Here is a 22,405-nt window from a genome sequence, read left to right on the forward strand (position 1 = left end):
GTGGAGGTGTGGTTTTCAGGAGGACGCCGCCGCAAACCATGCTTGGGCCTCCGGCGGCAGCGCACGGCCGGTGGCATGCGCTCGCGAAAGTACATGCCAGAAATGACGGTAGCTTGCGCGGTCGTGCAATGTGCCATCAAAACTGACCGGCGCCCAATCGGCAGCGGCGGCAGACGCTATGATTTTTGTAGCCATTTGAATCTGCCGCTCATCAGGCGCAAAGGCCTCGAGGATGGGGCGGATCTGGTTCGGATGGATGCTCCACATGCGCGTGTAGCCGAACTCGCCGGACGCTCTCCCGGCGGCGGCTCGCATTGCGTGAACGTCGTTGAACTCGGTCACCACGCAGTGCGAAGGCACCTTGCCGTGCGCGTGCGCGGCCGAGGCGATCTCGAGCTTGGCCCGCACCACCAGCGGATGCGTGAACTGGCCCGCCGCGCCCATGCCTTCGGCGGGAATCGCGCCGCCATGGGCCGACACAAAATCCATCAGGCCAAAGCTGAGCGACTGCACGCGCGGATGGGCCGCGATCTCGAAGGCCTGGTGCACGGCGTGCGGCGACTCGATCAACACGTGGAGCGGCAAGGCCTCTGCGCCCGCGGCATTGAGCGCCTGCACGGCCTCGCGCACGTCCTCGGCGGACTCGACCTTGGGCACCATGAGGTGGCTCAGGCGGTGGCCGGCGCGGCCCGCGATGGTGACGATGTCGCCGGCAAAGGCCGGATGGTCGACCGGATGGACGCGCACGCCCACGCGCATGCCGGGCGCAGCGGCCAGGGCAAGCTCGGTGACCAGCGCGGCGTGCTCGGCCTCGCCGCCGACGGGGGCGCCGTCCTCGCAATCGAGGGTGACGTCGAACACGCAGGCACCGAACTCCTGCGCCATCTCGGCCTGCAACGAGAGGCTCTTGCGCATGCGCGGCTCGACGCCGCTGTAGTGGTCGCACACCGGCAACACCACGGCGCCGGCCTGAGCGCCGAGCAGCACTTCCTGCGGGTGGACGGATTGGGTCATTGGAATACCTTCGCCTTCGGTTGTGCGCCATTCGCCTTCGGACGCGCCATGCCGCTCATGGCTTCCGTCGGGCAACGATGAACATGCGCGGGAAGGCCAGCAGCCGTTTGCCATCGGCGCGTGCAGGATAGGCGGCATCCACGCGCCGCTCGTACGCAGCCAGATAGCTCGCCTGCAGTTCGGCCGGCAGCCGATCGACGAAGGGCTTGAGCCCTGTGCCGCGCACCCATTCGACGATGGCGGCCGCCGAGGCCATGGGATGCTGGTAGGCGGTGCGCCAGACATCGACCTGCGCCGCCTCGGCAGCCAGCAGGTCGTAGTAGCCGACCAGGGGCAGCAGCGGGGTGCGCAGCCGATCGGCATCGCCGATGGGCTCGGCCCACGGCGCCTCGGCCGCGACTTCGCGCATCAGGCGGTGGGTGGGCTCCTCGCGGTTGTCGGGCATCTGGATGGCGAGCACCCCGCCGGGCGCCAGAGCGGCGAACAGGCGGGGGATCAGCGTCTCGTGGTCGGGCACCCATTGCAGCGACGCGTTGGCGTAGATGAGATCGGGCGGCGACCCGGGTCGCCAGCTCCCGATGTCGCTGAGCTCGAAGCGAGCCACCGGAAGGCGCTCGCGCGCACTCTTCAGCATCGCTTCGGAGTTGTCGGTGCCGATCACATCGGCACCGGGGAATCGATGCACCAGCAGCTCGGTGGAATTGCCTGGCCCGCAGCCCAGGTCTACCGCGTGGGTTGCCGAGGACAGCGGAACCCGCGCCAGCAGTTCCTGCGCAGGGCGCGTGCGCTCGTCCTCGTAGCGACGATAGAGCGCGGGGTTCCAGTCGAGCATTGCTGGTGACTGACAGGGCGAACTCAGAGCAGGTGGGCGACGCCGGCCTGCTCGTCCTGCAGTTCCTTCAGGGTCTTGTCGATGCGTTCCTGGCTGAACTTGTCGATCTCCAGGCCTTCGACCAGCTTGTATTCGCCGTTCTCGGTGGTGACGGGGAAGCCGAAGATCACGTCCTTCGGAATTCCGTACTGGCCATCGGAAGGGATGCCCATGGTGACCCACTTGCCATTGGAGCCCAGCGCCCAGTCGCGCATGTGGTCGATGGCGGCATTCGCTGCCGAAGCGGCCGACGAAAGGCCGCGTGCCTCGATGATGGCAGCGCCACGCTTGCCCACGGTCGGCAGGAAGACGTCGGCGTTCCAGACCTGGTCGTTGATGAGATCCTTGACGCTCTTGCCATTCACCGTTGCGAAGCGGTAGTCGGCGTACATGGTGGGCGAGTGGTTGCCCCAGACGGTGAGCTTCTCGATGTCGCCCACGGCGGTGCCGGTCTTCGCGGCGATCTGGCTGGCGGCACGGTTGTGGTCCAGCCGCAGCATGGCGGTGAAGTTCTTGCGCGGCAGGCTGGGCGCGCTCTTCATCGCGATGTAGGCGTTGGTGTTGGCCGGGTTGCCGACCACCAGCACCTTGACGTTGCGGCTGGCGACCTGGTCCAGGGCCTTGCCCTGGGCGGTGAAGATCTGGGCGTTGGCAGCCAGCAGGTCTGCGCGCTCCATGCCTGGGCCGCGCGGGCGGGCGCCGACGAGCAGCGCATAGTCCGCGTCCTTGAAGGCGACCAGCGGATCGCCGGTGGGGATCACGCCCGCCAGCAGTGGGAAGGCGCAGTCCTCGAGCTCCATGATCACGCCCTTGAGCGCCTTCTGCGCTTTCTCGTCCGGGATCTCGAGCAGTTGCAGGATGACCGGCTGGTCCTTGCCGAGCATCTCGCCGGAGGCGATGCGGAACAGCAGGGCGTAACCGATTTGGCCGGCGGCGCCGGTGACGGCAACGCGAACAGGCTTTTTGCTCATGGGAAAAACTCCAGGAAAGGTGAAAACGGTGCGCGGTCGCGGTTGCGGCCGCGGAGGTCGGTGCCGGGCGAGGCGCCCGGTCGCATAGGCCGGCTCGGATTTTATGCCGATTTGCGCTTTGGATGGCGCCAGTCTTGTGTCTTATATAAGATGTCGCCGAACACGCCGCCGTGGCGCACCCCGCCCTGCCAATGACCACCTCCCCCATCGCGCTTGCCGAGCCGGCGACGCCCTCGTTCAGCCCGCTCTACCAGCAGATCAAGTCCCTGATCCTGCAGAGTCTGCACGCCGGCGAATGGAAGCCGGGTGAACCGATCCCGAGCGAGATCGAACTGGCCTCGCGCTTCCGCGTGAGCCAGGGCACGGTGCGCAAGGCCATCGACGAACTGGCGGCCGAGAACCTGGTGGTGCGCCGCCAGGGCAAGGGCACCTTTGTCGCCACCCACGCCGAGCAGCATGTGCAGTACCGCTTTCTGAAGCTGGTCCCCGACAGCGGCGACGTCGACAGCGAGGGACCGGCCGAGCGCGAGATCGTCGACTGCCGGCGGCTGCGCGCCAGCGCCGATGTTGCGCGCCTGCTCGCGCTGCGCACCGGCGACGCGGTGCTGCAGGTACGACGCGTGCTCACCTATCGCGGCACGCCCACCATCCTGGAAGACCTCTGGCTGCCCGGCGCGCCCTTCAAGGGCCTCACGGCCGAGCGACTGACCGCCTGGCACGGGCCGATGTACGCGATGTTCGAGACCGAGTTCGGCGTGCGCATGGTACGTGCCGAAGAGAAGATCCGCGCCGTGCTGCCCGACGAGGCGCAGGCCGCCCTGCTTGGTGTCGGCACCGCCACGCCGCTCCTGAGCGTGGAGCGCCTTGCCCACACCTACCACGACACGCCGATGGAACTGCGCCGCGGCCTCTACCGCACCGACACGCACCACTACCGCAATGAACTCGGCTGAGCGCCTTCACGCTGCAGCCCATCAAGGCGGCGACTCGCCAACATCCGAGCGCCGCGCTGCGGTGACAGTTCGGCCTCAACTGCCCGATGGTGCATTGCAATAGAATTTTGCGTTGTTTGCATTTCCGTCAAAGAACAAGCCGCCCCCTCTAAAAATTCTGAAAGCCCACATGACAGAGCTGGCCAAACCTCCCCGATCGCAGCGGCGCGAGTTCCGCAACATCAACGCCTTTACCGATCTCACCACCTACCGGCTGCCGCCGGCCGGCCTCGTGTCGATCCTGCACCGTGTGAGCGGCGCGCTGATGTTCCTGCTCCTGCCCTTCGTGATCTGGATGTTCGACACGTCGGTATCTTCCGAATACTCCTATGTCCGCTTCAAGGCCGCCTTCAACAGCGGCATTGGTTTCGTTCCGGGCTGGTTCCTGAAGCTTGTCGCGCTGGCGCTGATCTGGTCCTACCTGCATCACTTCATCGCCGGGCTGCGCCACCTGTGGATGGACGTGAGCCATGCCGCAGTGAGCAGGGAATTCGGGCACAGCTCGGCCATCGCCACGCTGGCCATCAGCATCCTGCTGACCGTCGTGCTCGGCGCGAAGCTGTTCGGTCTTTATTGATTTTGAGGGCCAGACCTTCGGCTCTGACTCCAACTGATTGGGAAACTGACTCATGTCTGTGAACTACGGCTCCAAGCGCATCGTCGTCGGCGCGCACTACGGTCTGCGCGACTGGCTCAGCCAGCGCATCACCGGCGCCCTGATGGCGCTCTTCACCATCATCCTGCTGGCGCAGGTGCTCTTCATGCGCGGGCCGGTCGGCTACGACGCGTGGGCCGGCATCTTTGCCTCGCAATGGATGAAGGTGCTCACCTTCGTGGTGATCGCCTCGGTGCTCTATCACGTGTGGGTCGGCATGCGCGACATCTGGATGGACTATGTCCAGCCAGTCGGCATCCGTCTCGTCTTGCAGGTTTTCACGATCGTCTGGCTTGTGGCGTGCGCGGGTTGGGCCATTCAAGTGCTCTGGAGAGTCTGACCGCCATGTCCTATACCAAAGAACAAATCACGAAGCGCAAGTTCGACGTCATCATCGTCGGCGCCGGCGGCTCCGGCATGCGCGCCTCGCTGCAGCTGGCGCGTGCGGGGCTGAACGTGGCCGTACTCTCGAAGGTCTTCCCGACCCGCTCGCACACCGTCGCCGCCCAGGGCGGCGTGGGCGCCTCACTCGGCAACATGAGCGAGGACAACTGGCACTACCACTTCTACGACACGATCAAGGGCTCCGATTGGCTCGGCGACCAGGATGCGATCGAGTTCATGTGCCGCGAGGCCCCGAAGGTGGTCTACGAGCTCGAGCACTTCGGCATGCCTTTCGACCGCAACCCGGACGGCACCATCTACCAGCGCCCCTTTGGCGGTCACACGGCCAACTATGGCGAGAAGCCGGTGCAGCGGGCCTGCGCCGCCGCCGACCGCACCGGCCACGCCATGCTGCACACGCTCTACCAGAAGAACGTGGAAGCCCGCACCCAGTTCTTCGTCGAGTGGATGGCGCTCGACCTGATCCGCGACGCCGAGGGCGACGTGGTGGGCGTGACCGCACTGGAGATGGAAACCGGCGACCTGCACATCCTGCAGGCCAAGACCGTGCTGTTGGCGACCGGCGGCGCGGGCCGCATCTTCGGCGCATCGACCAATGCCTTCATCAACACCGGCGACGGCCTCGGCATGGCGGCGCGCTCGGGCATTCCGCTGCAGGACATGGAGTTCTGGCAGTTCCACCCGACCGGCGTGGCCGGCGCCGGCGTGCTGCTGACCGAGGGCTGCCGCGGCGAGGGCGCAATCCTCATCAACAGCAACGGTGAGCGCTTCATGGAACGCTACGCGCCGACCCTGAAGGACCTGGCGCCGCGCGATTTCGTCTCGCGCTCGATGGACCAGGAGATCAAGGAAGGCCGCGGCTGCGGCCCGAACAAGGACTACGTGCTGCTCAAGATGGACCACCTGGGAGCGGAGACCATCCACAAGCGCTTGCCTTCGGTGTACGAGATCGGCGTCAACTTCGCCAACGTCGACATCACCAAGGAGCCGATCCCGGTGGTGCCGACCATCCACTACCAGATGGGCGGCATCCCGACCAACATCAATGGCCAGGTCGTGGTGCAGAGGGGCGAGGACAACAGCGCTGTGATCAATGGCCTGTACGCTGTGGGTGAATGCTCCTGCGTGAGCGTGCACGGTGCCAATCGCCTGGGCACGAACTCGCTGCTCGACCTGCTGGTGTTCGGCCGCGCGGCGGGCAACCACATCGTCGAGTTCAACGACAAGCAGCGCGAGCACAAGCCCCTGCCTGCGGACGCCGCCGACCGCACGCTGGAGCGCCTGAACCAGCTCGAGGCCTCGACCTCGGGCGAATATGCGCAGGATGTGGCGGGCGAGATCCGCACGGTGATGCAGAAGCACGCCGCCGTGTTCCGCACCCAGGCCTCGATGGACGAAGGCGTCCAGAAGATCGCAGCCGTGCGCGCGCGCGTCGCCAACGTCACGCTCAAGGACAAGTCGCGCATCTTCAACACGGCGCGCATCGAGGCGCTGGAAGTCGACAACCTGATCGAGGTGGCACAGGCCACGATGGTCTCGGCGGCCGCACGCAAGGAATGCCGCGGCGCCCACACGGTCGAAGACTACGAGCGCCCAGCCGACGATCCGGTAGCGCCGCTCGGCCGCGACGATGCGAACTGGATGAAGCACACGCTGTGGTACAGCGAGAACAACCGCCTGTCGTACAAGCCCGTCCAGCTGAAGCCGCTGACGGTCGACTCCGTGCCGCCCAAGGTCCGCACGTTCTAAAAACACATCACAAGGTTTTCACGATGAAGCGCACATTCCAGATCTACCGCTACGACCCGGACAAGGACGCCAAGCCCTACATGCAGACGGTGGAGATCGAGCTCGACGGCCACGAGCGCATGCTGCTCGACGCCCTCATGAAGCTCAAGGCGCAGGATCCATCGCTGTCATTCCGCCGCTCCTGCCGCGAGGGCGTCTGCGGCTCGGACGCGATGAACATCAACGGCAAGAACGGCCTGGCCTGCCTGACCAACATGAACACGCTCAAGGGCACGGTGGTGTTGAAGCCGCTGCCCGGCCTGCCGGTGATCCGCGACCTGATCGTGGACATGACGCAGTTCTTCAAGCAGTACAACTCGATCAAGCCCTACCTCCAGAATGACACCGTGCCACCCGAAAAGGAGCGCCTGCAGTCGCCCGAGGAGCGCGATGAGCTCAACGGCCTGTACGAGTGCATCCTGTGCGCGAGCTGCTCGACCAGCTGCCCGAGCTTCTGGTGGAACCCGGACAAGTTCGTGGGCCCCGCCGGCCTGCTGCAGGCCTACCGCTTCATCGCAGACAGCCGCGACGAAGCAACGGCCGAGCGCCTGGACAACCTGGAAGACCCGTACCGCCTGTTCCGCTGCCACACGATCATGAACTGCGTGGACGTGTGCCCGAAGAGCCTGAATCCCACCAAGGCCATCGGCAAGATCAAGGAACTGATGGTGCGCCGCGCCATCTAGCCATTTGCGGACACCATGCAAACGGCCTCCAGCTTCGATCAGCCGATCAGCGAACGCGCGCTGAGCAAGCTCAAGTGGCGCTGCCGGCGCGGCTTGCTCGAAAACGACCTGTTCATCGCCCGTTTCTTCGAGCTGCACGAGCAAGGTCTGACCTGCGGGCAGGCGCAGGCCATGGAGACATTGATGGACCTGTCGGACAACGATCTGCTCGACCTCTTGCTTCGAAGAAAGGAGCCCGAGCCCGGATGGGCCGGCGCCGAAGTGATCGAACTGTTGCAGCTGATGCGTACCGAGGGCGCGCACCCCCTCTCATCTTGATCATTTTTTGAAAGACACTCGCAATGAAAGCATCCGACACCAAAGCCACCCTGTCGTTCAGCAACGGCGGACAAAGCGTCGAGCTGCCGATCTACAAGGGCACGATGGGTCCCGAAGTGATCGACATCCGCAAGCTCTATGCGCAGACCGGCATGTTCACATACGACCCGGGCTTCATGTCGACGGCCTCGTGCGAATCGGCCATCACGTACATCGACGGCGACAAGGGTGAACTGCTCTACCGCGGCTACCCGATCGAGCAGCTCGCGACCAACTGCGACTTCCTCGAGACCTGTCATCTGCTGTTGTACGGCGAGCTGCCGAACGAAGGCGAGAAGACTGCGTTCACAAAGCTCGTGACCAACCACACCATGGTCAACGAGCAGATGCAGTTCTTCCTGCGCGGCTTCCGCCGCGATGCGCACCCGATGGCCATCATGACCGGCCTGGTGGGCGCGCTGTCGGCCTTCTATCACGACAGCACGGACATCAACAACCCGAAGCACCGCGAAATTGCCGCGATCCGACTGATCGCGAAGATGCCGACGCTGGTGGCCATGGCCTACAAGTACACCATCGGCCAGCCGTACATGTACCCGAAGAACGATCTCAGCTATGCGGGCAACTTCCTGCACATGATGTTTGCGACGCCGTGCGAGGAATACAAGGTGAGCCCGGTCCTCGAGCGCGCGCTCGATCGCATCTTCATCCTGCACGCCGATCACGAGCAGAACGCCTCCACCTCCACAGTGCGCCTGTGCGGATCATCGGGTACCAACCCGTTTGCGGCGATCGCGGCCGGCGTGGCCTGCCTCTGGGGCCCGGCCCACGGCGGCGCCAACGAGGCGGCGCTCAACATGCTCTACGACATCCAGAAGGCCGGCGGCGTCGACAAGATCGGCGAGTTCATCAAGCAGGTCAAGGACAAGAGCTCGAACGTGAAGCTGATGGGCTTCGGACACCGCGTGTACAAGAACTACGATCCGCGCGCCAAGCTGATGCAGGAAACCTGCCGCGAGGTGCTTGGCGAATTGGGCCTGGAGAACGATCCGCTGTTCAAACTGGCCATGGCGCTCGAGAAGATCGCCCTGGAAGACGAATACTTCGTCTCGCGCAAGCTCTACCCCAACGTGGACTTCTACTCGGGCATCGTGCAGCGGGCAATTGGGATTCCGGTGCCACTGTTCACCGCCATCTTCGCGCTCGCTCGCACGGTCGGCTGGATCGCCCAACTCAATGAAATGATCGGCGACCCGGAGTACAAGATCGGCCGCCCGCGCCAGCTCTTCGAAGGCTCGCCGAAGCGCGACGTGCAGCCCCTCGCCAAGCGCTGATCGTTCGCGGCGCTCAGCCTGAAAAGCTGCCCTCGGGCAGCTTTTCTGCGTTTTGGCTGACAAACGCGTACAGGCGGCGAGCGCAGGCTGCGAAGCACTTTAACGAAGGAGTACTTTTATGAAGAAGCTTGCCGCATTGATCGCCGTCGCATTCACCCTCGCCGTTCCGCTCCACGGCTGCAACACCTGGAGGGGCGCCGGCCAGGACGTGCAGAAGGCCGGTGAAAAGATGGAAGACTCCTCCAAGAAGCGTCAATAAGCGACCTGGACAAGCATCGCACACCGGCAATCATGTCATCGCAGTTCGCGATGACCAGGGAATAAAAACAGAGGGACAATAGGGGCCTCCATCTCCATACGAGATGCATGCCCCTTATGTCCTCGTCCGAACGAAGCTTCGCCCGCCGCATCGACCTCACGTCGCTGCAATTGTTCGTGGCCGTCTGCGAACTCGGCAGCATTGGGCGCGCCGCGGAGCGCGAGTTCATCGCCGCTTCCGCGATCAGCAAGCGACTGTCGGATCTGGAGACCACTCTCGGCACCCCCCTGCTCTATCGCCACGCGCGCGGTGTCGACTTGACGCCCGCCGGTGAGAGCCTGTTGCACCATGCGCGCTCCGTGCTCTACAGCCTGGAGAAGATGCAGGGCGAGCTCAGTGAATACGCCGACGGCGTGCGCGGCCATGTGCGCGTGCACGCCAACATCTCGGCCATCGTGCAATTCCTGCCCGAGGACCTCGGCGCCTTCACGCGCGAGCACGACGCAATCAAGATCGACCTTGAAGAACATCTCAGCAGCGAGGTGGTGCGCGCGGTTCACGAGGGCGCGGCCGATCTCGGCATCTGCCACATGCCCGAGGGCACGAACGAGTTGCAGAGCCTGCTCTATCGCCATGACACCCTGGTGCTGATCGCGCCTGCAGGCCATCCGCTTGCGGGTCGCGGCGCGATCGACTTCGCCGATTCGCTCGCCTTCGACCACGTGGGCTTGCACACCAACAGTTCGATCTACGTCGCGATGCACCAGGCTGCGCTGGCCGCAGGCCGCACCATCAAGCTGCGCATCCATGTCACCGGGCTGGACGCGATGTGCCGGATGATCGAGAACGGCCTGGGTGTTGGCGTGATGCCGCAACGCGCCTTCGAGCTGATGCAGGGCGGGATCGGTCGCGGCCTGCGCAGCATCGCGCTCGAGGATGCCTGGGCCGCACGCGAGATCCGGCTCGTGGCACGCGACTTCTCCACACTCCCCGTCGCAGCCCGCACCCTGGTCAAGCACCTGCAGGCGCCCGAGGCGGCAGCTGATCCGCTGGCGGCCTGACGCCGGCCGACAAACAGTTTCATCCCCACGAAAGAGACCATCACCATGGCACGCACGCTCTACGACAAGCTTTGGGACGAACACGTCGTCCATACCGAGGAAGACGGCACCTCGATCCTGTACATCGATCGCCATCTGGTCCACGAAGTGACCAGCCCACAGGCCTTCGAAGGGCTGCGCGAGGCAGGTCGCAAGCTGTGGCGCATCAGCTCTGTGGTCGCGACTGCCGACCACAACACGCCCACCACGCATTGGGAGCGCGGCTACGATGGCATTGCCGACCCGATCAGCAAGGAACAGATCACCACCCTCGACAGCAACATCCGGGAGTTCGGCGCCGCCGCCTTCTTCCCCTTCCTGAGCAAGCGTCAGGGCATCGTCCACGTGATCGGACCCGAGTCGGGCGCCACGCTGCCTGGCATGACGGTCGTGTGCGGCGATTCGCACACTTCGACGCACGGCGCGTTCGGTGCGCTGGCGCACGGCATCGGCACCAGCGAGGTCGAGCACGTGATGGCCACGCAGACGCTGTTGGCAAGGAAAGCCAAGAACCTGCTCGTGAAAGTCGAGGGCAAGCTCGCAGCTGGCTGCACCGCCAAGGACATCGTGCTGGCCATCATCGGCCGCATCGGCACCGCGGGGGGCACCGGCTACACCATCGAGTTCGCCGGCTCGGCAATCCGCGATCTCAGCATGGAAGGCCGCATGACGGTCTGCAACATGGCGATCGAGGCCGGCGCGCGCGCCGGCCTGGTGGGGGTGGACGAGAAAACCATCGCCTATGTCAAGGGCCGGCCCATGGCGCCCGCCGGCGTCGAATGGGACCAGGCGGTCGAATACTGGAAGACGCTGCAGTCCGACCCGGGCGCGCACTTCGACACCGTGGTCGAGCTCGACGCGACGCAAATCAGGCCGCAGGTCACCTGGGGCACCTCGCCCGAGATGGTGGTACCGGTGGACGGCCGCGTGCCGGACCCCGACAAGGAGAAGGACGCCAGCAAGCGCGGCGCCATCGAGCGCGCCCTGAGCTACATGGGCCTGGAGCCGAACAAGGCGATGAACGACATCTTCATCGACAAGGTCTTCATCGGCTCCTGCACCAACAGCCGCATCGAGGACATGCGCGAGGCCGCAGCCATGGTCAAGAAGCTGGGCCAGAAGGTCGCGAAGAACGTCAAGCTTGCGATGGTCGTGCCTGGCTCCGGCCTTGTGAAGGAACAGGCCGAGCGCGAGGGCCTGGATCAGATCTTCAAGGCCGCTGGCTTCGAATGGCGCGAGCCCGGCTGCTCCATGTGCCTGGCGATGAACGCCGATCGGCTGGAGCCCGGCGAGCGCTGCGCCTCGACCAGCAATCGCAACTTCGAAGGCCGGCAGGGCGCCGGCGGCCGAACCCATCTCGTGAGTCCCGCCATGGCTGCTGCGGCCGCGGTGCACGGCCACTTCGTCGATGTCCGCCAATTCGCCTGAGGAGTCAAGATCATGCAGAAATTCACCGTCCACAAGGGTCTCGTGGCACCGATGGACCGCGAAAACGTCGACACCGACGCCATCATTCCCAAGCAGTTCCTGAAGTCGATCAGGAAGACCGGCTTCGGGCCCAACCTGTTCGACGCCTGGCGCTACCTCGATCCGGGCGAGCCGGGCCAGGACCCGGCTTCGCGCAAGCCCAACCCCGAGTTTGTGCTCAACCAGCCACGCTATGCGGGTGCCTCCATCCTGCTGGCCCGCCAGAACTTCGGCTGCGGCTCCTCGCGCGAGCACGCGCCGTGGGCGCTCGACCAGTACGGCTTTCGCGCCATCATCGCGCCAAGCTATGCGGACATTTTCTTCAACAACAGCTTCAAGAACGGGCTGTTGCCGATCGTGTTGTCCGAGTCGCAGGTGGCCCAGCTCTTCGACGAGACCTTCGCCTTCCCGGGCTACAGCCTGACCATCGACCTCGATCGTCAGGTCGTGATCAAGCCCGACGGCAGCGAGATCGCCTTCGAGGTCCAGGCCTTCCGCAAGTACTGCCTGATCAACGGCCTGGACGACATCGGACTGACCTTGCGGCACAAAGACAAGATTCAGGCCTTCGAGGCGGAGCGCCTGGCCCGCAAGCCCTGGCTGGCGCACCAGCTGATCGCCTGACGTTCTTCCATTCTTTCCAGAACAACCTCATGAAAATCGCAGTACTTCCCGGTGACGGCATCGGCACCGAAATCGTCGCCGAGGCCATCCGCGTGCTGGACACGCTGGATCTGTCCTTCGAGATGGAAACAGCCCTGGTCGGCGGCGCGGCCTATGAAGCCCACGGGCATCCGCTGCCCGAATCCACGCTCAAGCTGGCCAAGGAGGCTGACGCGGTGTTGTTCGGCGCCGTCGGCGACTGGAAATACGACAAGCTGGAGCGGTCGCTGCGGCCCGAGCAGGCCATCCTCGGCCTGCGCAAGAACCTGGGCCTGTTTGCCAACTTCCGCCCGGCGATCTGCTACGAGCAACTCGTCGACGCCTCCAGCCTCAAGCCCGAGCTGATCGCGGGCCTGGACATCCTGATCATCCGCGAGCTCACCGGCGACATCTACTTCGGCCAGCCTCGGGGCCGCCGCACCGCGCCAGACGGCCATTTCCCGGGCGCCGAGGAGGCCTTCGACACGATGCGCTATTCACGACCGGAGATCGAGCGCATCGCTCATGTCGCCTTCCAGGCCGCACGCAAGCGCAGCAAGCGGGTGACCAGCGTGGACAAGGCCAACGTGCTGGAGACCTTCCAGCTCTGGAAGGACGTGGTGAGCGAGGTAGGCAAGGAATACCCGGACGTCGAACTCGACCACATGTACGTGGACAACGCCGCGATGCAGCTGGTCAAGGCGCCCAAGAAGTTCGACGTGGTGGTCACGGGCAACATGTTCGGCGACATCCTCTCCGACGAGGCGGCCATGCTGACCGGCTCCATCGGAATGCTTCCCTCGGCCTCGCTCAATGCCAGCGACCAGGGCCTCTACGAGCCCAGCCACGGCAGCGCACCCGACATTGCGGGCAAAGGGGTCGCCAATCCTTTGGCTACAATCCTGTCCGCTGCCATGATGCTCCGCTTCTCCCTGAACCAAGCCGAGGCTGCCGACCGGATCGAGTCGGCGGTCAAGCACGTGCTGGCGCAGGGCCTGCGGACCACAGACATCTGGTCGGAGGGCACGACCAAGGTCGGCACGCGCGAGATGGGCGACGCCGTGGTGGCAGCCATCACCAAAAAGACGATTACCGGCTAACCGCAGCCCGTTTCGTCATGCCCTTCCCGGCTCTGACGAGCCGGGCCCAAAAAAGACGACTTTCTTTTTTTCACAAGGGCACACTGAAAATGGCGAACGCAACTCAACCTCTGGTCGGTCTCGTCGGCTGGCGCGGCATGGTCGGCTCGGTCCTGATGGACCGCATGCAGGCTGAAGGCGACTTTGACCTGATCGAGCCGCTGTTCTTCTCCACTTCCAATGCCGGCGGCAAGGCCCCGGCGATGGCGAAGAACGAGACCACCCTGAAGGACGCGAACGACATCGAGGCGCTCAGGAAGTGCGACATCGTCATCACGGCTCAGGGCGGCGACTACACCAGCGCGGTCTTCCCCAAGCTGCGCTCCGCGGGCTGGAACGGCCACTGGATCGACGCGGCCTCCACCTTGCGCATGAACGATGACGCCATCATCGTGCTCGACCCGGTGAACCTGCCGGTGATCCAGAAGGCGCTCGCCAAGGGCGGCAAGAATTGGATCGGCGGCAACTGCACGGTCAGCTGCATGCTGATGGGCGTGGGCGCCCTTTACAAGGCCGGGCTGGTCGAGTGGATGACCAGCATGACCTACCAGGCCGCCTCGGGCGGCGGTGCGCAGCACATGCGTGAACTGCTTACACAGTTCGGCACCCTTCATGGCGAGGTGCGCGCGCTGCTGGATGACCCGAAGTCGGCCATTCTCGAGATCGACCGCAAGGTGCTGGGCCGCCAGCAGTCCCTGAGCCGCGGCGAGACCGCCAACTTCGGCGTGCCGCTGGGTGGCAGTCTCATCCCCTGGATCGACAAGGACCTGGGTGACGGCACCAGCAAGGAAGAATGGAAGGCCGGCGCCGAGACCAACAAGATTCTCGGCCAGGGCGCCGCCTTCGGAACTGCCGCCACACCGGTCGACGGCTTCTGCGTGCGCGTCGGCGCGATGCGCTGCCACAGCCAGGCGCTGACCTTCAAGCTCAAGAAGAATGTGCCGTTGGCGGACGTCGAGGCGCTGATCGCCAACGACAACCCCTGGGCCAAGGTTGTGCCTAATACCCGCGAAGCCACGATTCAGCACCTGACGCCAGTCGCAGTGACCGGCACGATGGATATCCCTGTCGGTCGCTTGCGCAAGCTTGCAATGGGGCCGGAATACCTGGGCGCCTTCACCATCGGCGATCAGTTGCTATGGGGAGCCGCAGAACCGCTGCGTCGCATACTGCGGATCCTGCTCGACGCCTGAGGCGGCGCTGGGAGGTCCGGGCGCCCAACGTTGCGACACTGCAACGGTAAAAAGGCGCCGAAGTTGGCGCGCACTGGGTAGAGAAGGCCTGTCGCCTTGTCAGTGCAGGGTGATGATGTTAACGTCCTCTTACATTTTTGGGCCACGCTCGCCCCTACCAGCATGACACGTCACCAGTTGCCTGCGGCTCGACTCCCGGCCAGTCGCCCGACCTCGCGCTTTCCTGCCCGCGGCCAGCTCTCCCTTCTCAGTACGGCGGTGGCTTTCGGGCTGGGGCTGGTGAGTGTCGATGCCGCGGCGCTGGCGCTCGGTCGGCTCAATGTGCAGTCGGCATTGGGCGAGCCGCTGCGGGCCGAGATCGAAGTCACCGAAATCACTTCGGCCGAAGCCGACGGGCTCAAGGTCAGCATCGCCTCCGCCGCGGCCTTCAATGCCGCCGGCGTGCCCTATAACCCGGCGCTGGCCGATGTGAGAACCAGCCTGCAGCGGCGGGCCGACGGGCGCTATGTGGTGCGTCTCACAAGCAGCCGCATGCTGAGCGAGCCCTTCATCGACCTGCTGGTCGAGGCCAACTGGAATTCTGGCCGAATCGTGCGCGATTACACGGTGCTGCTGGATCCGCCAAGAACCCGCACCGCCACCGCAACCGCGCCCATTGCACCCACCGCACCGCAAATCAGCGTGGCCCCCGCACCGCGCAGCGCCCCGGTGGTCACGCAGCCGTCTCCGCGCCGCGCGCCTGCTGCCGCCGTAGCCGCTCCGGCAGCGTCATTGGAGAGCGAGCGCAGCGTGCGCACCGGCTCAGGAGACCAACAGGTGACGGTCCGGCCCGGCGATACCGCGAGCAAGATCGCGGGTATCTACAAGCCGGCCGATGTATCGCTGGATCAGATGTTGGTGGCCCTCCTGCGAGCCAACCCCAGTGCCTTCATTGGCGGCAACGTCAATCGAATGAAGGCCGGCGCCGTGCTCGATGTGCCGAGCGCAGCTCAGGCGGGCGCTGTTCCCGGCGACGAGGCCAAGCGCACGGTAACGGCGCAAAGCCGCGATTTCGGCGACTACCGCCGCCGCTTGGCCGAAAATGCCCCGGGTTCACAGGTCGCCGAGGCCGACCGGCAGGCCAAAGGCCAATTGCAGGCCAATGTCGAGGACCGGAACGCCGCAAACGCCGCAGCCGACAAGCTGCGCGTCACCCAGGGTGGTGCGGGCCGGCAAACCGAGGAGCAGTTGGCCCGGAGCCGCCAAGCCCAGGACAGCAGCACACGCGTTGCCGAACTGTCGAAGAACATCGCCGAACTGAACAAGCTGCAAGCCGCAAGCGGCAGCCCGCCCGCTACCGGAAGCACGGCACAAGGAGCTGCGCCTGCAGCCGCTTCGACCGCACCCGCCACCCCGGCACCGGCTCCAGCGCCGGCACCTGGCGCCGTGGCGGCCACCGCGAGTCCGGTGGCGCCCGCGCTGCCGGCGGCGCTTGCACCTGCAGCGAACGCGCAGATGGCGCCCACGGCCGCACCTGCGCTCGCGCCCGGGGCAGCAGCTTCCGCCGCCGCAGCAGGACCCGCAGCACCCGCCCCTGCCGCGGTTCCGGCCTCGGCGTCGACCGCTGCCAAGGGCCCAGCGCCAGCCCCTGCTCCCGCCCCCGGTTTCTTCGACGAACTGCTCGCGAACCCGCTGATCCTCGCCGGCGCCGCGCTGATTGCGCTGCTGGTCGGCTTCCTGTTGTACCGCGTCCTCGGCCGCAAGCGTCGCGAAGCCGGCGAAAGCGTGTTCCTCGAGAGCCGCATCCCCAGGGATTCGTTCTTCGGTGCCAGCGGCGGCGAGTCTGTGGACACGAAGAACCGGGGCAATTCGGTTGTCTCCTCTCTGTCTTATTCGCCGAGCCAGCTCGACGCCGGCGATGTCGATCCCGTCGCCGAGGCCGACGTCTACCTGGCCTACGGCCGCGACCTGCAGGCCGAGGAAATCCTGCGCGAAGCCCTGCGCGTCACGCCCGAGCGCACCGCCATCCACCTCAAGCTCCTCGAGATCCACGCCAAGCGACGCGATCTGCGCGCCTACGAGGCACTCGCGTCGGACGTGCACAAGCTGACCGGCGGCACCGGCAGCGACTGGAACCGGGTGGCGGACATGGGCAAGGAGCTGGATCCTGGCAATCCGTTGTACGAATTCGAGGGCCGGAACGTCACTTCGGCGGAAGCCGCCGCCTTCGCCGGCACCCTGGCTGCCGCAACGGCGGCGCCTGCAGCGCCATCTGCTGCACCGGCGGCAGCTCCGGTGGTCGCCGCGCCGCCTCCGGCTTTCGTGCCTTCGGTCGCCCCGCTGGATTTCGACCTGGACCTGAGCAAGCCACCTGCGCCCGCTCCCGTCAGCGCCAGCTTGCCGCAATTGCACGCCCAGGTGCCCGCGCCGGCGCCGCGTACGACGCTGACGAATGGAAGCCATTCAGGGCCTGCCGCCCCGAGCGCCAAGCTCGACCTGCACAACGATTTCGACACGGCCCCCGGCTTTCTCGAGCCGACGACGGTGCGCGCCCCTTTGACCTCGAACGAAGACATGACCCAGCCGGCAACCCTGCGTGCCGGCCTGCCGGGCGACTCGGGCTTTATCGAGTTCGACATGAGCTCCCTGGCCGGCTTGCGCGCACCCGCCGACACCGAGCGCGGCCGTCTGGAGCCCCTGGCCGAAGAAGGCGGCGACAGCCCGCATGCCATCAAGTTGTCGTTGGCGCGCGAACTGAAGGCGCTCGGTGATGTCGAAGGAGCCCGCTCGCTGGTCGAGGAAGTGGCCGCCGAGGGTTCGGGCGATGTGAAGGCCGAAGCGAAGCAACTGCTCGGCCAATTGCGCTGAGCGGCGCTGGCGCCGATCCCCCAGTGAGACTGGCCCTCGGTGTCCGCTATCAGGGCGAAGCCTACGAAGGCTGGCAGAGCCAGCTTTCGGGCCGCACCGTCCAGGACAAGTTGGAGGCGGCGCTGGGCCGTCTCGCCGACCAGCCCATCTCGACCTTGTGCGCCGGGCGCACCGACGCCGGCGTGCACGCGCTGATGCAGGTGGTGCACTTCGACACCTCGATCGAGCGCAAGCCCGTCTCGTGGGTCCGCGGCACCAATCGCTTCCTGCCCGACGACATCGCAGTGCAATGGGCGCAGCCCGTGCCGAGCCAGTTCCATTGCCGCGCCAGCGCCCTGACTCGGCGCTACCTTTACGTGCTGTCCCAATCGCCGGTACGCCCGAGCCTCGACGCAGGCCGGGTCGGCTGGTCGATCTACCCGCTCGATGGGAACGCGATGCGCGCTGCCGCGGCCATGCTGCTGGGCCGGCACGACTTCAGCTCCTTTCGAGCCTCCGCCTGCCAGGCGCTGTCGCCCATCAAGGACCTGCGGCGCATCGAGATCACGCGCAGGGGCGAGAACGACCGCTGCCGCTGGCACTTCGAATTCGAGGCCGATGCCTTCCTGCACCACATGATCCGCAACATCATGGGTTGCCTGGTCCGTATCGGCAATGGCAAGGCCCCGCCGGAATGGATGCGCGAAGTGCTGGAGGCGCGCAGCCGCCTCGTCGCCGCGCCGACCTTCTCGCCGAGCGGCCTTTACTTCCTCGGACCGCTGTACGACGCCGGATGGGGTCTTCCGCCCGAGGCCACTCTGCAGGCAGGCGGTGCTCCGTATGATGGTCCGCCATGAGCAAAGCCCGGCGTACTCGCATCAAGATCTGCGGACTCACGCGCGAGCAGGATGTCGATGCAGCCGTCGAGGCGGGTGCCGATGCCGTGGGTTTCGTGCTCTACCCGGCCAGCCCGCGCGCGGTGACTGCGGACCGCGCAAGCCAGTTGGCCTCGCGGCTGCCACCCTTCGTCACGCCGGTCCTGTTGTTCGTCAACGCGCCCACGGCTGCAGCCTTGGCGGCTCTGCGAGGCGTGCCTGGCGCCATGGCCCAGTTCCACGGGGATGAATCGCCGGAGCAATGCTGGGAATCCAGCGGCGGCGGTGCCCACCGCTTCATGCGCGCGGCCCGCATTCCGCTCGGCGCTGCCGGCGCCGCCTTCGACCTCGTAAAATACACCTCCGATTACTCTCGCGCCCTGGCCATCCTGCTCGACGCCCATGTCGAAGCCTATGGCGGTGGCGGCAAGGCATTCGATTGGTCACTTCTTCCACCCGCCGTCAACGCTCACCTCGTCTTGAGTGGTGGGCTCGCACCTGCAAACGTGGGCGATGGCATTCGCCGGTTGCGCACGGCCGCGAAGTCGCTGGCCGTTGACGTGAGCTCCGGCGTCGAGGCCGCCAAGGGCATCAAGGACGCCGCGAAGATCCGCGAATTCGTGGCCGCCGTGCGGGCGGCCGATGCATTGACCTAGCGTGTCGCCCGGCATCGATCGTCCGGCGGCCCGCCCACCGATCGAGACCATGAACAGCTACGACCAACCCGATCCCAGCGGCCATTTCGGCATCTACGGCGGCACCTTCGCCAGCGAAACCCTGACCCATGCAATCAACGAATTGCGCGTGGCCTACGCGAAATACAAGGACGACCCTGAGTTCCAGGCTGAATTCCGCCACGAGCTCGCGCATTTCGTAGGCCGTCCCTCGCCGATCTACCACGCGGCACGAACCAGTCGGGAGATGGGCGGCGCGCAGATCTACCTGAAGCGCGAGGACCTGAACCATACCGGCGCGCACAAGGTCAACAACACCATCGGCCAGGCGATGCTCGCGCGGCGCATGGGCAAGCCGCGCGTGATCGCCGAGACCGGCGCCGGCCAGCACGGCGTGGCCACGGCCACCATCTGCGCACGCTACGGGCTCGAATGCGTGGTCTACATGGGCAGCCAGGACGTCAAGCGCCAGAGCCCGAACGTCTATCGCATGAACCTGCTGGGCGCGACCGTGGTCCCGGTCGAATCGGGCAGCAAGACCCTGAAGGATGCGCTGAACGAAGCGATGCGCGACTGGGTCACCAACGTCGAAAACACCTTCTACATCATCGGCACCGTGGCTGGCCCGCATCCATATCCGATGATGGTGCGCGATTTCCAGCGCGTGATCGGCGACGAGTGCATTGCCCAGATGCCCTCGATGCTGGCGGCACAAGGAATCGTCGGCGAGGCGGAAGGCCGGCAGCCGGACGTCGTGGTGGCGTGCGTGGGTGGCGGCAGCAATGCGATGGGCATCTTCCATCCCTACATCCCCTTCACAGGCACGCGCCTCATCGGCGTCGAAGCGGCGGGCGAAGGCCTCGACAGCGGCAAGCACGCTGCCTCGATCCTGCGCGGCAGCCCCGGCGTGCTGCACGGCAATCGCACGTACCTCCTTCAGAACGAAGACGGGCAGGTGACCGAGACCCACAGCATCAGCGCCGGCCTCGACTATCCCGGCGTAGGACCCGAGCATGCCTACCTGGCCGACATCGGCCGTGCCGAGTACGTGGGGGTCACCGATACCGAGGCCCTCGAGGCCTTCCACTATCTATGCCGCACCGAGGGCATCATCCCGGCGCTCGAATCCAGCCATGCGGTGGCCTACGCCATGAAGCTCGCGAAGACCATGCGTCCTGACCAGTCGATCCTGGTCAACCTCTCCGGCCGCGGCGACAAGGACATCGGTACCGTGGCCGACCTGTCGGGCGTCGACTTCTACGATCGGCCGTCGATGCGCGGCCTCGGCGTGAAGGGAGGCAAAGCATGAGCCGCCGGGAAGCTCCCAAGGCGAATAGCACCGCCGCCGAAGGCGAAGGTACTCGAGCAGGCCGGATCGCCTCCACCTTCGAGCGCCTGCAGGGACAGGGCCGCAGGGCACTGATTCCTTACGTCACAGCCGGCTTCCCCTATGCCGACATCACTCCCGAGCTGATGCACGGCATGGTGGAAGCAGGCGCCGATGTGATCGAGCTCGGTGTGCCGTTCTCAGACCCGATGGCCGACGGCCCCGTGATCCAGGCTGCTGGCGAAGCAGCGTTGGCGATGGGCGTCGGCATGAAACAGGTGCTGGCCATGGTGAGCACCTTTCGCCGAACCGACGACGCAACGCCTGTCGTATTGATGGGTTATGCCAATCCGATCGAACGCTACGACGGCGTGCACGGCAAGGGCAGCTTCATCCGCGACGCCGCGGCCGCCGGCGTCGACGGCCTGCTGGTCGTCGACTACCCGCCCGAGGAATGCGAGGACTTCGCCGCCGGGCTGCAAGCGCACGGCATTGACCTGATATTCCTGCTGGCCCCCACCAGCACGCCCGAGCGCATGGCGCAGGTCGGTCGCATCGCCACAGGCTATGTCTACTATGTCTCGCTCAAGGGCGTGACCGGCGCAGGGCACCTCGACACCGAGGCGGTCGGTCGGATGATCCCGCGCATCCGCGAGCACGTGAAGCTGCCGGTGGGCGTGGGCTTCGGCATCCGCGATGCGCGCAGCGCGCAGGCGGTGGGCTCGACGGCCGACGCAGTGGTGATCGGCACCCGCCTCATCCAGCTGATCGACGGGCAGCCGCGCGAGCAGGCGGTAGCGCTGGTGCGCAAATTTTTGACCGAGATCCGGGAAGCGCTGGATGCGCTGCCGGCCGCGACGGCCAAGAATGCGGCTGGCCGATAATGCGGAGTTGACCCTCACCCGCAGCCCCTCTCCCGCGGGCGGGAGAGGGGAGCTACTCGCCGCGAAGGCTTGCTTCGCGAGAACTTCGAACTGGAGCCCCCATGAGCTGGCTTGAAAAACTGCTTCCGCCCAAGATTGCGCCCACCGACCCGAGCGAGCGGCGCCAGATGCCCGAAGGCCTCTGGATCAAGTGCCCGAGCTGCGACACCGTGCTCTACAAGACCGACCTCGAGCACAACCAGAACGTGTGCCCGAGTTGCAGCCATCACCACCGCATCGGCGCGCGCGCGCGCATCGACGCCTTCCTGGATTCGGAAGGCCGCTACGAAGTGGGCCAGGAAGTCCTGCCCGTCGACGCCCTCAAGTTCAAGGACAGCCGCAAGTACCCCGAGCGGCTCAAGGAAGCACTCGAAAACACCGGCGAGACTGATGCGCTCGTCGTCGTGGGCGGCTCGGTCCACAGCATCAACGTGATGGTGGCCTGTTTCGAGTTCGACTTCATGGGCGGCAGCATGGGCAGCGTGGTCGGCGAGCGCTTCGTGCGCGGTGTCGAAACCGCGATCGAGCAGAAGGTGCCCTTCATCTGCTTCACCGCCACGGGCGGCGCGCGCATGCAGGAAGGGCTGCTGTCGTTGATGCAGATGGCCAAGACCAACGCGGCGCTCACGCGCCTGGCCAAGAAGGGCCTGCCCTACATCAGCGTGCTGACCGACCCGACCATGGGCGGCGTGAGCGCCGGCTTCGCCTTCGTGGGCGACGTGGTGATCGCCGAGCCCAAGGCGCTGATCGGCTTTGCCGGCCCTCGCGTGATCGAATCGACCGTGCGGGTAACCCTGCCCGAAGGCTTCCAGCGCGCCGAATTTCTTCAGACCAAGGGTGCGATCGACTTCATCTGCGATAGGCGCGAACTGCGCAAGACGGTTGCCAACACGCTGGCGATGCTGCTGCGTCAGCCGGCAGACGCAGTGGCCTGACCCACGGCTTC

22 protein-coding genes are annotated in these 22,405 nt (G+C 65.7%); 19 read left to right on the forward strand and 3 right to left on the reverse strand.

The window, feature by feature from the left end; translation table 11 throughout:
- Positions 1–15: 15 nt before the first annotated feature.
- Genes G3W89_RS22280 through G3W89_RS22290 form a run of 3 tightly spaced genes read right to left on the reverse strand, consistent with a single transcriptional unit; the run spans position 16 to position 2,856 of the window.
- Positions 16–1,014 (reverse strand): HpcH/HpaI aldolase/citrate lyase family protein, encoded by a 999-nt coding sequence (locus G3W89_RS22280; RefSeq protein ID WP_162576210.1) that lies wholly within the window; start codon positions 1,012–1,014, stop codon positions 16–18.
- Between the two features lie 55 nt (positions 1,015–1,069).
- Positions 1,070–1,846, reverse strand: coding sequence for a trans-aconitate 2-methyltransferase (gene tam, locus G3W89_RS22285; protein ID WP_162576211.1), 777 nt, complete (start codon positions 1,844–1,846; stop codon positions 1,070–1,072).
- Between the two features lie 23 nt (positions 1,847–1,869).
- Positions 1,870–2,856: a malate dehydrogenase gene (locus G3W89_RS22290; protein ID WP_162576212.1), complete on the reverse strand. Its 987-nt coding sequence runs from the start codon at positions 2,854–2,856 to the stop codon at positions 1,870–1,872.
- Positions 2,857–3,047: 191 nt separating this feature from the next.
- Here G3W89_RS22290 and G3W89_RS22295 point away from each other — a divergent pair, with 191 nt between their 5' ends.
- The 19 genes from G3W89_RS22295 (at position 3,048) to accD (ending at position 22,394) form a co-directional block, all read left to right on the forward strand.
- The gene (locus G3W89_RS22295) at positions 3,048–3,809 is read left to right on the forward strand and encodes a GntR family transcriptional regulator (protein ID WP_162576213.1); all 762 of its coding nucleotides are present in this window, start codon (positions 3,048–3,050) and stop codon (positions 3,807–3,809) included.
- Positions 3,810–3,978: 169 nt separating this feature from the next.
- A complete protein-coding gene (sdhC, locus tag G3W89_RS22300; protein WP_162576214.1) occupies positions 3,979–4,425 on the forward strand; it encodes a succinate dehydrogenase, cytochrome b556 subunit in 447 nt (148 codons plus the stop codon).
- Positions 4,426–4,477: 52 nt separating this feature from the next.
- Positions 4,478–4,843: a succinate dehydrogenase, hydrophobic membrane anchor protein gene (gene sdhD, locus G3W89_RS22305; RefSeq protein WP_162576215.1), complete on the forward strand. Its 366-nt coding sequence runs from the start codon at positions 4,478–4,480 to the stop codon at positions 4,841–4,843.
- Between the two features lie 5 nt (positions 4,844–4,848).
- Positions 4,849–6,657 (forward strand): succinate dehydrogenase flavoprotein subunit, encoded by a 1,809-nt coding sequence (gene sdhA, locus G3W89_RS22310; RefSeq protein ID WP_162576216.1) that lies wholly within the window; start codon positions 4,849–4,851, stop codon positions 6,655–6,657.
- Between the two features lie 23 nt (positions 6,658–6,680).
- Positions 6,681–7,382: a succinate dehydrogenase iron-sulfur subunit gene (locus G3W89_RS22315; protein WP_162576217.1), complete on the forward strand. Its 702-nt coding sequence runs from the start codon at positions 6,681–6,683 to the stop codon at positions 7,380–7,382.
- Positions 7,383–7,397: 15 nt separating this feature from the next.
- A complete protein-coding gene (locus G3W89_RS22320; protein WP_162576218.1) occupies positions 7,398–7,700 on the forward strand; it encodes an FAD assembly factor SdhE in 303 nt (100 codons plus the stop codon).
- Between the two features lie 23 nt (positions 7,701–7,723).
- Complete coding sequence (gltA, locus tag G3W89_RS22325) at positions 7,724–9,034, forward strand: citrate synthase (protein ID WP_162576219.1); 1,311 nt, start codon at positions 7,724–7,726, stop codon at positions 9,032–9,034.
- 118 nt (positions 9,035–9,152) lie between these two features.
- Positions 9,153–9,293, forward strand: coding sequence for an entericidin A/B family lipoprotein (locus G3W89_RS22330; protein WP_162576220.1), 141 nt, complete (start codon positions 9,153–9,155; stop codon positions 9,291–9,293).
- A 116-nt stretch (positions 9,294–9,409) separates the two neighbouring features.
- Positions 9,410–10,354 (forward strand): LysR substrate-binding domain-containing protein, encoded by a 945-nt coding sequence (locus tag G3W89_RS22335; protein ID WP_162577605.1) that lies wholly within the window; start codon positions 9,410–9,412, stop codon positions 10,352–10,354.
- A gap of 45 nt (positions 10,355–10,399) precedes the next feature.
- Entirely contained in the window at positions 10,400–11,821 is a 1,422-nt protein-coding gene (leuC, locus tag G3W89_RS22340) for a 3-isopropylmalate dehydratase large subunit (protein ID WP_162576221.1), read from the forward strand.
- 12 nt (positions 11,822–11,833) lie between these two features.
- Positions 11,834–12,484 carry a 3-isopropylmalate dehydratase small subunit gene (leuD, locus tag G3W89_RS22345; protein ID WP_162576222.1) on the forward strand — a complete coding sequence of 217 codons (651 nt, stop codon included), beginning with the start codon at positions 11,834–11,836 and terminating at the stop codon, positions 12,482–12,484.
- Positions 12,485–12,513: 29 nt separating this feature from the next.
- A complete protein-coding gene (gene leuB / locus G3W89_RS22350) occupies positions 12,514–13,602 on the forward strand; it encodes a 3-isopropylmalate dehydrogenase (protein ID WP_162576223.1) in 1,089 nt (362 codons plus the stop codon).
- Between the two features lie 89 nt (positions 13,603–13,691).
- Positions 13,692–14,834 (forward strand): aspartate-semialdehyde dehydrogenase, encoded by a 1,143-nt coding sequence (gene asd, locus G3W89_RS22355; RefSeq protein WP_162576224.1) that lies wholly within the window; start codon positions 13,692–13,694, stop codon positions 14,832–14,834.
- A 162-nt stretch (positions 14,835–14,996) separates the two neighbouring features.
- Positions 14,997–17,681: a FimV/HubP family polar landmark protein gene (locus G3W89_RS22360; protein WP_162576225.1), complete on the forward strand. Its 2,685-nt coding sequence runs from the start codon at positions 14,997–14,999 to the stop codon at positions 17,679–17,681.
- Positions 17,682–17,704: 23 nt separating this feature from the next.
- The gene (truA, locus tag G3W89_RS22365) at positions 17,705–18,517 is read left to right on the forward strand and encodes a tRNA pseudouridine(38-40) synthase TruA (RefSeq protein WP_162576226.1); all 813 of its coding nucleotides are present in this window, start codon (positions 17,705–17,707) and stop codon (positions 18,515–18,517) included.
- On the forward strand, positions 18,514–19,191 hold the full coding sequence (locus G3W89_RS22370) for a phosphoribosylanthranilate isomerase (RefSeq protein WP_162576227.1): 678 nt from the start codon (positions 18,514–18,516) through the stop codon (positions 19,189–19,191). Before truA ends, G3W89_RS22370 begins: the two co-directional genes overlap by 4 nt.
- 49 nt (positions 19,192–19,240) lie before the next feature.
- A complete protein-coding gene (trpB, locus tag G3W89_RS22375; RefSeq protein ID WP_162576228.1) occupies positions 19,241–20,518 on the forward strand; it encodes a tryptophan synthase subunit beta in 1,278 nt (425 codons plus the stop codon).
- Positions 20,515–21,420, forward strand: coding sequence for a tryptophan synthase subunit alpha (gene trpA / locus G3W89_RS22380; RefSeq protein ID WP_162576229.1), 906 nt, complete (start codon positions 20,515–20,517; stop codon positions 21,418–21,420). Before trpB ends, trpA begins: the two co-directional genes overlap by 4 nt.
- 101 nt (positions 21,421–21,521) lie before the next feature.
- A complete protein-coding gene (accD, locus tag G3W89_RS22385; RefSeq protein WP_162576230.1) occupies positions 21,522–22,394 on the forward strand; it encodes an acetyl-CoA carboxylase, carboxyltransferase subunit beta in 873 nt (290 codons plus the stop codon).
- Positions 22,395–22,405 lie beyond the last annotated feature (11 nt).

It is taken from the genome of Variovorax sp. PBL-H6, assembly GCF_901827155.1.
In the GTDB taxonomy this organism is placed as follows: Bacteria; Pseudomonadota; Gammaproteobacteria; order Burkholderiales; family Burkholderiaceae_C; genus Variovorax.